The sequence below is a fragment of the Cupriavidus necator genome (assembly GCF_016127575.1).
GTDB classification, from domain to species: Bacteria; Pseudomonadota; Gammaproteobacteria; order Burkholderiales; family Burkholderiaceae; genus Cupriavidus; species Cupriavidus necator_D.
This window is the reverse complement of record NZ_CP066019.1, coordinates 973,234-986,553: the sequence shown is the minus strand read 5'-3', so window position 1 is coordinate 986,553 and position 13,320 is coordinate 973,234. Positions and strand designations below refer to the sequence as shown.

General features: G+C 69.3%; 14 protein-coding genes. 8 read left to right on the top strand and 6 right to left on the bottom strand.

What is annotated here, in order from left to right; translation table 11 throughout:
• Positions 1-3: 3 nt before the first annotated feature.
• Positions 4-870: a DMT family transporter gene (locus tag I6H87_RS23490; RefSeq protein ID WP_010809659.1), complete on the top strand. Its 867-nt coding sequence runs from the start codon at positions 4-6 to the stop codon at positions 868-870.
• Here the strand turns inward: I6H87_RS23490 and I6H87_RS23485 are convergent.
• Positions 867-1,430 carry a flavin reductase family protein gene (locus tag I6H87_RS23485; RefSeq protein WP_011616900.1) on the bottom strand — a complete coding sequence of 188 codons (564 nt, stop codon included), beginning with the start codon at positions 1,428-1,430 and terminating at the stop codon, positions 867-869. The genes I6H87_RS23490 and I6H87_RS23485 overlap by 4 nt on opposite strands.
• Positions 1,427-2,605: an acyl-CoA dehydrogenase family protein gene (locus I6H87_RS23480; protein ID WP_011616899.1), complete on the bottom strand. Its 1,179-nt coding sequence runs from the start codon at positions 2,603-2,605 to the stop codon at positions 1,427-1,429. The genes I6H87_RS23485 and I6H87_RS23480 overlap by 4 nt, the downstream gene beginning before the upstream one ends.
• A gap of 146 nt (positions 2,606-2,751) precedes the next feature.
• Here I6H87_RS23480 and I6H87_RS23475 point away from each other — a divergent pair, with 146 nt between their 5' ends.
• Positions 2,752-3,756 carry an AraC family transcriptional regulator gene (locus I6H87_RS23475; RefSeq protein WP_010809656.1) on the top strand — a complete coding sequence of 335 codons (1,005 nt, stop codon included), beginning with the start codon at positions 2,752-2,754 and terminating at the stop codon, positions 3,754-3,756.
• A gap of 76 nt (positions 3,757-3,832) precedes the next feature.
• On the opposite strand, the gene I6H87_RS23470 is transcribed toward I6H87_RS23475, so the two are convergent.
• The gene (locus I6H87_RS23470; RefSeq protein WP_010809655.1) at positions 3,833-3,976 is read right to left on the bottom strand and encodes an entericidin A/B family lipoprotein; all 144 of its coding nucleotides are present in this window, start codon (positions 3,974-3,976) and stop codon (positions 3,833-3,835) included.
• Between the two features lie 269 nt (positions 3,977-4,245).
• On the opposite strand from I6H87_RS23470, the gene I6H87_RS23465 reads away from it, so the two are divergent.
• The 4 genes from I6H87_RS23465 to I6H87_RS23450 all read left to right on the top strand — a co-directional run bounded on the left by I6H87_RS23465 (position 4,246) and on the right by I6H87_RS23450 (position 7,870).
• The gene (locus I6H87_RS23465) at positions 4,246-4,518 is read left to right on the top strand and encodes a DUF2188 domain-containing protein (protein ID WP_011616898.1); all 273 of its coding nucleotides are present in this window, start codon (positions 4,246-4,248) and stop codon (positions 4,516-4,518) included.
• Positions 4,519-4,714: 196 nt separating this feature from the next.
• Positions 4,715-4,912 (top strand): hypothetical protein, encoded by a 198-nt coding sequence (locus I6H87_RS23460; protein WP_010809653.1) that lies wholly within the window; start codon positions 4,715-4,717, stop codon positions 4,910-4,912.
• Positions 4,913-5,063: 151 nt separating this feature from the next.
• Complete coding sequence (locus I6H87_RS23455) at positions 5,064-5,402, top strand: hypothetical protein (protein WP_231881494.1); 339 nt, start codon at positions 5,064-5,066, stop codon at positions 5,400-5,402.
• Positions 5,403-5,608: 206 nt separating this feature from the next.
• Positions 5,609-7,870, top strand: coding sequence for a VTT domain-containing protein (locus I6H87_RS23450; protein ID WP_011616895.1), 2,262 nt, complete (start codon positions 5,609-5,611; stop codon positions 7,868-7,870).
• Here the strand turns inward: I6H87_RS23450 and I6H87_RS23445 are convergent.
• The 3 genes from I6H87_RS23445 to I6H87_RS23435 all read right to left on the bottom strand — a co-directional run bounded on the left by I6H87_RS23445 (position 7,867) and on the right by I6H87_RS23435 (position 9,688).
• Positions 7,867-8,349, bottom strand: coding sequence for a DUF1579 domain-containing protein (locus I6H87_RS23445; RefSeq protein ID WP_010809650.1), 483 nt, complete (start codon positions 8,347-8,349; stop codon positions 7,867-7,869). The two genes, I6H87_RS23450 and I6H87_RS23445, sit on opposite strands and share 4 nt — an antisense overlap.
• 122 nt (positions 8,350-8,471) lie before the next feature.
• Positions 8,472-8,837 (bottom strand): DUF2880 domain-containing protein, encoded by a 366-nt coding sequence (locus I6H87_RS23440; protein ID WP_011616894.1) that lies wholly within the window; start codon positions 8,835-8,837, stop codon positions 8,472-8,474.
• A 113-nt stretch (positions 8,838-8,950) separates the two neighbouring features.
• Positions 8,951-9,688 carry a GntR family transcriptional regulator gene (locus I6H87_RS23435; RefSeq protein ID WP_010809648.1) on the bottom strand — a complete coding sequence of 246 codons (738 nt, stop codon included), beginning with the start codon at positions 9,686-9,688 and terminating at the stop codon, positions 8,951-8,953.
• Positions 9,689-9,828: 140 nt separating this feature from the next.
• On the opposite strand from I6H87_RS23435, the gene I6H87_RS23430 reads away from it, so the two are divergent.
• Both I6H87_RS23430 and I6H87_RS23425 read left to right on the top strand, forming a co-directional pair.
• Positions 9,829-11,979, top strand: a complete 2,151-nt coding sequence (locus tag I6H87_RS23430) for an acetate--CoA ligase family protein (RefSeq protein WP_011616893.1) — start codon at positions 9,829-9,831, stop codon at positions 11,977-11,979.
• Positions 11,980-12,004: 25 nt separating this feature from the next.
• Positions 12,005-13,318 carry a DUF1254 domain-containing protein gene (locus tag I6H87_RS23425; protein ID WP_010809646.1) on the top strand — a complete coding sequence of 438 codons (1,314 nt, stop codon included), beginning with the start codon at positions 12,005-12,007 and terminating at the stop codon, positions 13,316-13,318.
• Positions 13,319-13,320: the final 2 nt, after the last annotated feature.

Sequence of the window (13,320 nt, the reverse complement as noted above, 5' to 3'; positions counted from 1 at the left end):
CGCATGCCGCGCGCGAACACCGTGGTGCTGACCGCACTGGCGATGCTCGCCTTTGCCGGCAATTCACTGCTGTGCCGGCTCGCGCTGAAGGGCACCACCATCGACGCGGCCAGCTTTACGCTGGCCCGCGTCGCCGCGGCGGCGCTGGTGCTGTGGGTCATCGTCGTGGCGCGGCACCAGTTGGTGCGCACGGTCGTGGCGCAACGGCTGCCGCCGGTGGAAGGCAACTGGATTTCCGCGCTTGCACTGTTCTGCTATGCCGCGGCCTTTTCCTTTGCCTATGTGCGCCTCACCGCGGGGACCGGCGCGCTGCTGCTGTTCGCGGCGGTGCAGGCCACCATGACCGGCTATGGCCTCTATGCCGGCGAGCCCATGCGCCTGCAGCAATGGATTGGCCTGGCCCTGGCGCTGGCCGGGCTGGTATGGCTGTTGCTGCCAGGGCTGGCCACGCCGCCGCTGCCGTCCTCGCTGCTGATGATCGCGGCCGGCATCGCATGGGGCGTTTATTCGCTGCGCGGCAGGCGCGCCGCGGATCCCGCTTCCACCACCGCGGGCAACTTCCTGCGCGCGGTGCCGATGGCGCTGGCGCTGGGTGCGGTGATGCAGGCGCAGCGATCACTGGACGGCGCGGGGCTGGCCTATGCGCTGTTGTCCGGCGCCATCACCTCCGGGCTGGGCTATGTCATCTGGTATGCCGTGGTGCCGCAGCTGAAGGCCGCCATCGCCGCCACCGTGCAACTGAGCGTGCCGGTCATTACGGCGGCAGGCGGCATCGCGCTGCTCGGTGAAGCCCTGAGCCTGCGGCTGGCATTGAGCGCGGCCGCGGTGCTGGGCGGCATTGCGCTGGTGATCGCGGGCAAGCGCGGCTAAGGCGCTGGTACCTCAAACCCGCCTGCGTGGAACACCAGCGGCGCGCCCGGCGTCGATCCATAGGCCACCACCTCCACGACAAAGATCACGTGGTCGCCCACCACGCGCACCGAGTGGTGCCGGCAGATAAAGTACGCCAGCGTGCCGCCGCTCAGCACCGTGCCAAACGGCCCGGGGCGGCAATCGACGCCCGCGAAGCGGTCAGCACCGCGCGCGGCGAAGCGCCGGCACAAGGCCTGCTGCCCGCTCCCCAGCACATTGATCGCGTGGCACGGCGCCGCACGCAGCGCCGCCAGGCTGCCGGAGCTGCGTGCCAGGCACCACAACAGCAACGGCGGTGCGAGCGACACCGAGGTAAAGGCATTGATCGTGACGCCGACCGGCTGGCCGTCGGCGTCCGCGGCCGTGACGATGGTAACGCCCGTGGCAAACTGCCCCAGCGCATCGCGCAAGGCCCGCCGCGCCGCGCCATCGTGGCTGATGGCGCGGGCCGGGTCGTCCTGGCCGCTGTCGTTGCAGGCTTGCGTGTCATACGGCAGCGGCGCCAGGGCGGGGATCATTGCGCGGCAGGCCGCACCTCGCCGGGCGGCGCATCGAGATCCAGCCCCAGTGCCATGCGCCCTGCGTACTCCTGCTGGGCACCGGCCTGCAGCGGATGGAAGCGCGCGCCCTGCGCATCGCGAAAGCGCCGCTCCAGCCCGGCATCGCGATAGAAGCCCGCGCCGCCGGCCAGGTCCATCGCCGCCTCGACCGTCGCCAGCACCGCGCGCGCGGCCAGCGTGCGGGCGCACATGATGCGGTTGGTGGTGACCGCGCCCGGCGCCTGCCCCGATGCCGCCGCGAACATCGCATCCAGCGCCAGCTGCGCGGCATCGGCCTCGTTGCACAGGCGCCCGGCGGCTTCCACCGCATGTGCGCTCAGGCGCCGCTGGCGCGCCAGCTGCAGCGCGATATCGCGCGCGGCCTCGGCCACGCCGACGTAGACCGCATAGATCAGCGGCAGCGCGATCATCGCCACCGTATGCATCATCGGATGCCACACGCCTTGCGGGCGGCGGGCGGCAATGGCGGTATCCGGAACCAGCACGCCTTCAAGCAGCACATCATGCGAGCCGGTGCCGCGCATGCCCAGCGTGTGCCAGTTCGACAGCACGCGTACGCCCGGCGACTTCATCGGCAGCGCGAAATGCAGCACCGTGGGCCCGGTCTCCGGATCGTCATGGACGGCGCAGGTCATGAACAGGTCCGCCGCCGGCGCGCCGCTGGCGAAGATCTTGCGCGCATCCACGCGAAAGCCGCCATCCACGCGCGTAGCCTTGCCGCTGCCCTGCAGCCAGTCCGAACCGCCGCTGCCCAGCAGCACCATCTGCTCGCCCGCCACGCGCTTGAGCAGCCCCTCCACCGACGCTTGCTGATTGCGCCAGCGCCACGCGGCCGTGGCCACCGGGTGGGTGTGCATGGCAAAGGCCAGCGCGGTCGATCCGCAGTACTTGCCCAGCTCGCGCAGCACCGCGCCCAGCTCCTGGTGCGACAGCCCGGCGCCGCCAAGTTCCCGCGGCACGGCCGCGGCAAAGAAGCGGTGCGCGCGCAGGTCGTCGTAGTTGGCGCTGACGAACTGCCCGCTGGCATCGATCTCTGGCGCGCGTGCGTCGAAGGTGCGGCCCAGGGTCGCGGCCAGGCCGAGCCAGTCGGCCTGTGCGCCTGCGCTGGCATCCGCTGCGGAAAGGGTTTCCATGGTGTTGTCTCCGGCTAGTCTGATACGTGCGCTGCGGCGTTGTATGGCGCCAGGCACGGTGCTAGTATCGGAGCCCGGTCCCCTTGCCCGTATGATCGGGCGTCCGGCTTTCTTGCGCGAAACACCGGATCTGGAGGAATGTGACCATGGATGCCTTGTCCGACCTCTTGCGCGCCGTGCAGCTCAGCGGTGCCGTGTTCCTGAACGGCGAGTTCAAGTCGCCGTGGTGCCTGATCAGTGAAGCGGATGCTGAATTGCGCGCCGCCTTCCTGCCCCGCGCCGACCGCGTCGTCTCCTACCACCTGATTACCGAAGGCGTCTGCTGGGCGCGCCTGGTCGACGGCACCGGCCCGGGCCTGCGGGTCGACACCGGCGAACTGCTGGTGGTGCCGCAGGGCGAGCCGCACGTGCTGGGCAGCGACCTGCGTCTGCAGCCGCTGCCGTCCGCTCCGCTGGTGTACGACATGCTGCGCAACAGTCCGGGCGAGGTCATGCGCGTTTCCTACGGCGGCGGCGGCGAGACCACGCGCATGGTGTGCGGCTTCCTGGGGTTCGACGACACCATGGGCAACCCCTTGCTGACGTCGCTGCCGCGGCTGTTCAAGGTGGGGCTGGGCAGCGGGCTGGAATCGGCATGGCTGGCGTCGGCGCTGGCCTTTGCCACGTCTGAAGCGGCGGAACCGCGTGCGGGCACCGCCACGGTGCTGGCCAAGCTGTCTGAGCTGCTGTTCGTGCAGGCAGTGCGGCGCTGCATCGACACCCTGCCTGACAATGAAAGCGGCTGGCTTGCCGCCCTGCGCGACCGCTATGTGGGGCGGGCGCTGTCGCGCATGCACGCGCGGCCCGCCTACCCGTGGACGGTCGATGAGCTGGCGGGCAACGTGGGCCTGTCGCGCTCGGCGCTGGCGCAGCGCTTTACCGACCTGCTGGGGCAGCCACCGATGCAGTACCTGGCGCACTGGCGGCTGCGCTCCGCGGCCGCCGAACTGCGCAGCGGCAACCGTTCCATCAGCGAGGTCGCGGGCGCGGTCGGCTACGATTCCGAGGCCGCGTTCAGCCGCGCGTTCAAGCGCGAGTTCGGCCTGCCGCCCGCCAGCTGGCGCCGCAACCACATCGATGCGGCGCAGGCGCCGGCGGCGGCCGCACATTGAATTCGCCGTGACAAAGACAACGGCCCGCGTCACCAGACGCGGGCCGTAGCAATGCCAGGGCGGCAGGCAGCGGGACTTACATCTTCTGCTTGGTGCTTTCCGCCGCGCCTTGTACCTTCTCGCCGCCGCGCTCGATATCCTTGCCTGCGCCGGCCATGGTATTGCAACCCGTGACCAGCATCACGCCAGCGAGGGCAAACAGTGCAAATAGCTTTCTCATGACGATCTCCTTGCTTCGTGTGGATGCGACATGCGCCGCCAGGATGGAGTGGATCGGAATGGCTTGGGACCGGGCAGCCGCTTGCCCGACCGGCAATTGGATCGTAGCAACGCACCGCAGCGCAAAAAGTCGGCTTTCGTCCTACCGGGATGTCAGCCGACGGCGCGACCGGCCGTCACCGCGTGCGCGCTTGTAGGACATCGACGGATACCCGCGGCGGCGCCGTCGCTTAAAAATCAAATGTCAGCCCACGCCCTCCGGAGAACACCATGACGTCACGCAGCATCCACGTGCTTCCCGCCGCAACCGACAACGCCGAATACGCCGGCGACGGCGGATGGGCACTCACCATCGAAGGCCTGGGGAACGGTGGCGACGACACCGCGCTGCATTTCCCGACCCAGGAAGCCGCGATCGCGGCCGGCTGGATGCGCGCGCGCGCGGATGGCCTGCCGTTGTGCATCCACGGCCGCGATGGCCTGGTGCGCGAACGCAAGATCTATTGCCGGGACGCACGCGGCACCGCCCGCGTCGGCTACTGACCACCCCGGCCACCGTCAACCGCCGGTTCCCCCTGCATCCCCCGGGCCCGCGGCGAACGCGGGCCACAACAATCCATTGCGGGAAACACATTGAGTGAAATCAATGTGTTACGTCTGCGCTCGTGAAAGCTACGGGTCTGTCACCGATACTGGAATCAAGGCAGCACGCCATTATCCAGGACCAACCGAGACCCCCATGCGCCTGTTCCTCAGGTATCGCCCGCTGGACATCTATCCCGACCCGATCGACGCCAGGGTTGCCGAACTGCACGAACTTGCCGAAGACATCCATGCCAGGCACGCGCGCAAGTGGCGCCGGCATGGCACGATGCTGACCCCGCGCGACCGCGCGGATCGCAGATTTCCGACCGGCGACCCGGAAACGCGGCATTAGCCTAGGGACGATTCCTCTCTCTGCGCTAGGAAATGTGAACAAGTGTCATATCCGGTTGGCAAGGATATGACCCCTGCGAAAGAATGGGTACCGTACGCGGCAGGCTCGATTGGCGAGCCCACCGCTGTACCCTTTTTCCTGACGCAGCGAAATGAATCGAACCACCCGGGAATGCGTGATGGCGTTGATTTCCAGCCTGCGTGCCAAGGGGCCCATGCCCCGGCACCAGCTTGCCGCCGCCAGCCGCCTGAACGCCGCGGAACTGACGCGCGCGCTGAAGTCCGCCCGCCAGATGGGCGTAGTGGCCTACGCCGGCGAGCCTGAATCGCCGGCAGAGGCCGATACCCCGCTAGTGCTGACCGGCCGGCCTTTGCCGCCGCCGCGCCGCGTGGCGCCGGCACCGCGCGAAAGCAAACCGCATTTCGAGCCGCTACTGGATGTCTGGGGCATTGCGCGCCCCACGGCGCTGCGGCGCGGCCATCCGTCGTAGCGTCTTCGCCGCATGCCGGGTCTTCCGACCCGCCCGCGCCGGCATGCCGTTCTTACAAAGGGCAGGTAAAGCGCACACGCGCCTGAGCCGCCCACGGCTGGCCCTTATCCCCCGGGGCATTGCCTGCACGCCTGGACCAGCCCGCTTGGCGCACCGGTACGGAACTTGCGCGACGTTTCTGGCTGAACCTCCCCGAAGCGTGCGACATGAGGCAACACAACCCGCCCGGCACCACCGCGTCTCCCGCCACTGGCCCTCCGCATGATCACCAGGCCCCGGCCGCCTTTACGCCGGAGCCGGGGCGCAACTGCTGGCGCGTCGAGCCCTGCCAGCGCTTTGCCATGCTGGTCGACGCCGACGCCTACTTCCGCGCGTTGCGCGAAGCGCTGCCGCGCGCCGAGCACACCATCTTCATCCTGGGCTGGGATATCGACAGCCGCATGGAACTGGTGCCGCAGGGCGCACAGGACGGCCTGCCGGCGGGCCTGCGCGACTTCCTGTGCGCGCTGGCGGACCAGCGCCCTGAGCTGCGCATCTATATCCTGAGCTGGGACTACGCCATGGTGATGGCGATGGAGCGCGAGTGGCTGCCGTCGGCCAGCGCGCACTGGCAGGCGCACCGGCACCTGGCGTTCCGGCTTGACGGCAACCATCCCCCGGGCGCCTCGCACCACCAGAAGGTAGTAGTGATCGACAACAAGCTCGCCTTTGTCGGCGGGCTGGACCTGACGCTGCGCCGCTGGGACGACAACCGCCATGCCCCCGGCGCGCCGTTGCGCATGGCCGAAGGCAAGCCCTACCCGCCCTTCCATGACGTGCAGTGCGCGCTCGACGGCCCCGCCGCCGCGGCGCTGGGCACCCTATGCGCGGCGCGCTGGCTGCGCGCCAGCGGCAGCGAGCCGCGCCCGGTTGCGGCCACCTCGTCAGACCCGTGGCCGCCAGGCCTGGCGCCGGAGCTGACCGATGTGCGCGTCGCCATCGCCCGCACCATGCCCATGTGCGAGGACGAGCCCAGTGTCAGCGAGATCCGCATGCTGCTGCACGATGCCATCGCCTCGGCCCGGCACAGCATCTACATGGAGAACCAGTACTTCAGCTCGCGCGAGATCGCCAACGCGCTGGAGGCACGGCTGGGGCACGAGGACGGCCCCGATATCGTGCTGGTGTCGAGACGCAACGAGAGCGGCTGGCTGGAAGCGCACAGCATGGGCGTGCTGCGCGCTCGCCTGTACCGCCGCCTGCGCGCGGCCGACACGCACGAACGCTTCTGTTTGTACTGCCCGTCGATTCCCGGCCTGATGCCCGAATGTGTCAATGTGCATAGCAAGGTCACGGTGATCGACGACGACCTCATCACCATCGGCTCGTCCAACCTCAGCAACCGCTCGCTGGGGCTGGATACCGAGTGCAATGTGGTGGTGATGTCGGGCGGCGACCCGCGCGTGCAGGCGGCCATTGCCGCCATGCGCGCACGGCTGCTGGGCGAGCACCTGGATGTGGCACCTGAAACCTTCCAGGCCGAGGTCGCCGCCACCCGCAGCGTGCTTGCGGCCATCCGCAACCTGCAGCGCGCGGACGGGCGCTCGCTGGAAGCCTACGAGCCGCCGTTGCCGGACGATGTCGATGCCGCTTCGCCGGCGGCCAACCTGCTGGACCCGATCGAGCCGATCGACAGCGACCAGGTGCTGGCCGAGTTCGTCAGCCATGAGGCACGCCCGCGCGTGCTCGGGCGCGTCGGGATGATGGTGGTGCTGGCGCTGATGCTGGCGGGGCTGGCATTTGCATGGCGCCATACGCCGCTGCGCGAATGGGCGGACTTCCGCGCGCTGCTCGGCTTGGTCGAGCAGCTGGACGAGATGCCGCTGGCACCGCTGGCGATGATGGGCGTCTACCTGGCCGGCGCGGTGACAATGCTGCCGGTGACGCTGCTGATCCTGCTGACCGTGGTCATTTTCGGCCCGCTCTACGGCGCCGCGCTGGCGCTGTGCGGCACCGTGCTGAGCACCGGCGCAGGCTACCTGGCCGGCCGCTTGCTGGGGCGCAATACTGTGCGCCGCTTTGGCGGCAGACGGCTGAACCGGGTCAGCCAGCAGTTGGGCAAGCACGGACTGGTGGCGATGGTGGTGCTGCGGCTGGTGCCGATTGCACCGTTCGCGCTGGTCAACCTGGTGATCGGCGCATCGCGCATCGGCCTGCGCGACTGCCTGGTCGGCACCGCGCTGGGCATGCTGCCCGGCATCGTGGTCGCTGCCTGCCTGGTGAACCGGGTCGCCGCCGCGGCGCGCGATCCGGGCCTGTTCACGTTCGCCTTGCTGGCGCTGGTGCTGCTGGTGCCGGCGTCGCTGCTGCTGGTGCTCCGCCGCCGGCGCCGGCGCCATGCCGGGGGCAGCGCCGCGCACCCGCACGACGATCCGCCCGGCCCGCGCGGCCGGCTGGCACGGCTCGCGGCCCAGCGCCGCCAGGCTTAACGCTGGCGGCGATAGCTGGCGTTCATGAACTGGGTCCACTCGCCGTTCTCGCCCAGCATGTAGGACGTCAGCGTGCGGTGGTCGTCGTCGGTGAAGGTGATCACGTCGCGGTACTGCGCCATGCGGCCATTGCCGGAGCAATCCGGCCCCTCGGCACGCAGCGTCAGTTGCTGGCCGCCGGCATCGAGGTCGCCTTCATAGATCCACAGGTGCGTCATCATCGAGCCGATGAAGGTCCCGACGAAATGCTTGCGGGCGGGATCGTAGCCCAGCGTCATGACCGTGGTGGACGGGCCGCAGCCGGGCATGTCGCCCTGCGTCACGCACTGGACCCAGACGTCGCCGACGCTGCTCACGCGCTCGGGAATCTCCCACTTCTGCACCGGCTGGTCCGGCCCCATCGATGCCTCGCCTTCGGCGATCCAGTTGCCCACCAGCCGTTGCAGCCAGCGGTGCTCCTTCTGCGCTTCGGTCTTCATTCGCGGTCTCCTTGGATTGCACCCACAGATGTTTGTGGATGCCGTACACATAGCCTAGCAAATGAAATGGACAGCGTCCACTTTTACCTGGGATTTGCTGTGCCGCGCTGGCCTGCCGGGACCTAGTGCTGCGGCAGCCTGACCTTGGGCACCACGAACTGGTTGCCCGGGGCGCGCAGCACGTCGCACTGGACCTTGGCCTTGCGCACGGCGCCGTCCTGCGCCAGGTATTCGACGTCGGCCACCACGCTGTAGGCGTCTTCGGCCACCTTGCGGGCCTTGCCGCTGACCCACTTGAAGCTGGCGGGATTGGGCAGCGCTGCCTTGACCGCCTTCATGCAGGCGACCGGGGCCTCCGGGGCCTCGTCCTTGCCGCGCGGCTTTGGCGCTTCATCCTGCCCCGCGGCCAGCGCCGCCGACGCGCACGTGACCGACAACGCCATCACCAGCGCGGTGGGCAGGGAACGCGGGAAAAGCGGCGAGAGCATCTTGGACTCCTGGGCTGGGGCAGAACTGGGCGCCACATTCTAACGCCAGCGCCGATGCCGTTCAGGCCACGGCACCGGCACAAAAGTTCCCCCGGCGCCACTGCCAGGCGACGCTAGCGCCGCACGCAGGCTTTGTAGGTGAACTTGTCGCCACGAAACATGAATTCGGAGAAGGCCAGCGGCTTCTCGTCGATGTCGTGCGGCGTGAACCGGATGCGCAGCAGCGGCTCGCCCGGCGCCACCTTGAGCCGGCGCGCGGTTTCGGCATTGGCAGGGATTGCTGCGCTCTCCGTGTGCAGGTACTTGAGGCGATAACCCAGGCGGGCCTCCACGATCATCAGGGCATCGTGGTTTTCCAGGTCGTGCTCCAGAATCGCGCGCATCAGCGGTTCGGGCGCCATCGTCATGCCGACCGCCACCGGCACGCCGGCCACTGACTTGAGCATGGTCACGCACAGCAGCCTGGTTCCCGGCGGCAGGCGCAGCGCATCGGTGGCGATGGCCGGCGCCGCGATCAGCCGCGTCGACAGCAGCTTGCCGTGCGCTTCGTGCCCGCGCGCGCGCATGTAGTCGAAAAAGCCAGTCAACGGCCCCAGGTCCGCCTGCCCCGCCGGACGGCTGACAAAGCTGCCCTTGCCGTGCACCGTCTCGATCAGCCCTTCGGCAAGCAGCGATGCCAGCGACTGGCGCACGGTGATGCGGCTGACGCCGAATTCAGCCATCAGCTCAGACTCAGACGGCAGCTTGATGCCCGGAGTCCATTCGTTGTTGACGATGCGCTGGCGCAGCGCGCCTTCGATCTGCTTGAAGCGAGGCAGGGAGCTTGTTGTCACGAGATTGGCGGTGTTCACGGCATGTCCGATGCGGGCTTCTACTTATCATAACAACATTGACTCATCATAACATGTCATGACAACATGCTCGGACACACCAATGACAAGATTCGCGGCGCCGTCTTGGAAGTCATGGCGCACGCATACGGAGACAAGCGATGCCAGACCTCTGCGCCCTGTTGCAGCCGCGCACCATCGCCGTGATCGGCGCCTCCACCCAGCCCGACAAGGTGGGCGGCATGCCGGTGCGGCTGCTGAGCGAACTGGGCTACGCCGGCCGCATCATTCCCGTGCATGCCACGGCGCGCGAAGTACAGGGGCTGGCTGCGGTGCCCTCGCTGGATGCGCTGGACACACCGGCCGACCTCGCCATCGTGGCGCTGCCGGTCAGTGCCAGCCTGGACACCATGCGCCAGCTGGCGCGCAACGGCACGCGCGCCGCGGTGTTCTTCACTTCGGGCTTTGCTGAAACCGGCGGCGACGGCATCGCCATGCAGGCGGAACTGGCGGCACTCGCGCAAGCGCACGGCATCACGCTGCTGGGGCCCAACTGCCTGGGTGCGATGAACCTGCGCGAGCGCGTCTTTGCCACTTTCTCGCCGATGCCGCTGAGCGGGCTGCCGCCGCTGGGCGAAGTCGGGCTGGTCAGCCAGAGCGGCGCCTTCGGCGCCTATGCCTTTGGGCTGGCGCGCGAGGCATCGCTGGGGCTGAGTCACTGGGTCACCACCGGCAACGAAGCCGGCCTGCACGTGGCCGACGTGATCGAATGGCTGGCGCACGACGACGCCACCCGCGTGATCCTGGCCTACCTGGAAGGCTGCCGCGACGGCACCCGCCTGCGCCGCGCGCTGGCGGCGGCGCGTGCCGCGGGCAAGCCAGTGGTGGTGACCAAGGTCGGCACCACCGAGGCCGGGGCCCGCTCCGCGCAATCGCACACGGCCAGCCTGGCCGGCGAGGACGCCGTCTACCAGGCGGTCTTCGACGAGTACGGCGTATTCCGCGCCCATACGCTGGATGACTTCTTCCGGCTGGGCTACGTGCTCTCGCGCGGGCGTCGGCCGACGCGCTGGCAGCCCTCGGCGAAAGAGCCGGAAAGCGCCGTCACGCCGGTCGCATTGGTCACGGTTTCGGGCGGCGTCGGCATCATGATGGCCGACCAGGCCGAGGCGCTGGACCTGCCCCTGCCGCCCATGCCGGAAGCCGCGGCCACTGCGCTGCGCAGCGCCATCCCCTTTGCCAGCACGGCCAATCCCATCGATGTCACCGGGCAGATCGTGGCGCAGCCGGAAGTGCTGCTGGACGCGATTGCCGCCGCGGCGCAAAGCCCCGACTACGGCAGTGTCGTCGCCTTCCTGGCGGGCGGCGTTGGTGCGCCGCGCATCTGGCCTGGCCTGCAGGATGCTGTCGAGACCCTGCACCGCAGCGGCACCGCGGCGCCGCTGCTGTTCAGCGGGCTGGTCGATGACGAAAAGCGCCGCTGGCTCGAAGCGCGCGGCGCGCTGGTCTTCCGCGAACCCGCCCAAGCGGTGCAGGCCGTGGCCGTGCTGGCCCGCGCCGCCGCGCAGGCAGCGGCAGCACATGCGAAGCCCGCCGTAGCTGCCGCGGCCCTGGCTGCGCCGGACCTTCCGCGCGACACTACGTCGCTGTCCGAGTTCGAAGCCATGCAGTGGCTCAACGCCTGCGGCATCCCCACCGCACCCCACGGACTGGCGCGCGATGCCGACGAGGCCGTGCGCATCGCCGAAGGCATCGGCTACCCGGTTGCCGTCAAGCTGTGTTCGCCCGACATCCTGCACAAGAGCGACGTAGGCGGCGTGGTGCTGAACGTGGCCGATGCGCAGGCGGTGCGTGCGGCGTTTGCGCAGGTGCAGGCCGCCGCTACCAACCACGGCAGCCCGGCGCGCTTCGAGGGCGCGCTGGTCGCCGGCATGGTGCGCGGCTGGGGCGAGCTGATGGTGGGCGTGCGGCGTGACCCGGTCTTCGGGCTGGTAGCGCTGGCCGGCATCGGCGGCACGGCAGTTGAGATCTTCCGGCAGACCGCGTTCGGCCTGGCCCCGCTGACCCATGCCCGCGCCTGCACCATGCTGCGTGCAAGCCGTGCCGAAGCGCTGCTGTGCGGCCATCGCGGCCATCCCGCGGTCGATGCCGATGCCGTGGCCGAAGTGCTGGCGCGCGTGTCGCAGGCCGCCGCCGCACTCGGGCCGCGGCTGGACACGCTGGAGATCAATCCGCTGATCGTCACCGCCCAGGGCGTGGTCGCGGCCGATGCCGTGGTCACGCTGCATGCCGGGGACGGCATCAACGAGTAAAGCAAAACCCGACGGAGACAACGCCATGAACCAACCCGCTGCGCCCTTCCTTGCCGGCGCGCCCATCGACACGCCCCAGGAAGCCCTCACCGCCGCGGCGGCGCTGCCGCTGGTGCTTGCCACCTATCCGCTGTTTGAAAGCCTGCGCACCTGCCGGCTGCAGACCTCCGTAGCCCAGGCCACCGGCTACGGCCGTGCCCCCGTCAACGTGCTGTCGGCCAGCACCCACCAGTGGACACACAAGGACCGCGACATCGTCACCCCGGCCAATGACCTGCTCTACTTCTGCGCCTGGGTCAACCTGGCCGACGGCCCGGTCACGCTGCACGTGCCGGCGCTGCCGGACGCCAGCCGCTATTACGTGGTGGAGCTGCTGGACGCCTGGACCAACAACTTCGAGAACCTGGGCCCGCGCAACGTTCCCGCGGCCGGCGCCGACATCGTGCTGGCCGGCCCCGGGCAGCAGGCCGAAGGCGACCACGTGGTGCGCTGCCCCACCGCACTGGTCTGGCTGCTGGGCCGCGTGCTGGTGACGGGTGCCGACGATCTGCCGGCGGCGAGCGCCTTCGAGAACGGCTTCTACCTGTCCGGCGGCGCCAGGATGCAGCCCGCCTGCGTGCGCGACTGGCAGGAGGGCGGCGAGCCCGCGCTGGACTTCTTCGCCAACATCTTCAACGCCCTGCGCGAGTATCCCGCCGAGCCTTCCGCCGCCGGCCTGCTGTCGCTGCTGCGCAAATGCGGCATCCGCGCCGGCGACGCCGTCGATGTGGGCGCGCTGCGGCCTGCGGTGCAACAGGGCCTGGTCCGCGCCTGGCACGAAGGCATGGCCCTGATCGAAGCCAACACCCGCAGCCATGCGCGCAAGAGCTGGACCTACAGCCTGCTGCTGGGCCGCTATGGCGACGACTGGATGCAGCGCGCGGTCACCGCGATGAAGGGCTTGGGCGCACTGCGCGCCGACGAGGCCGTCTATGCCGCTGCCGACTACGACGCCGACGGCGAACTGCTGCACGGCCGCCACGCCTACGCCCTGCACTTCCCCGCGGGACACCTGCCGCCGGCGCAGGCGTTCTGGTCGGTCTCGCTCTACGGCGCCGACCGCTTCTTCACCGACAACGCCATCGGGCGCTATGCGCTGGGCGACCGCAGTCCTGGTCTGCAATACGATGTCGACGGTGGCCTCACGCTGACCATCTCGCACCAGCGCCCCACGCAGGCGCAGGACAACTGGCTGCCGGCACCGGACGGCCCGTTCTACCTGATCCTGCGGCTCTACCACCCGACCGATGGCTTCATGGCCGGCGGCTACGTGATCCCGCCCTTGCGGCGCATTGCCTGATG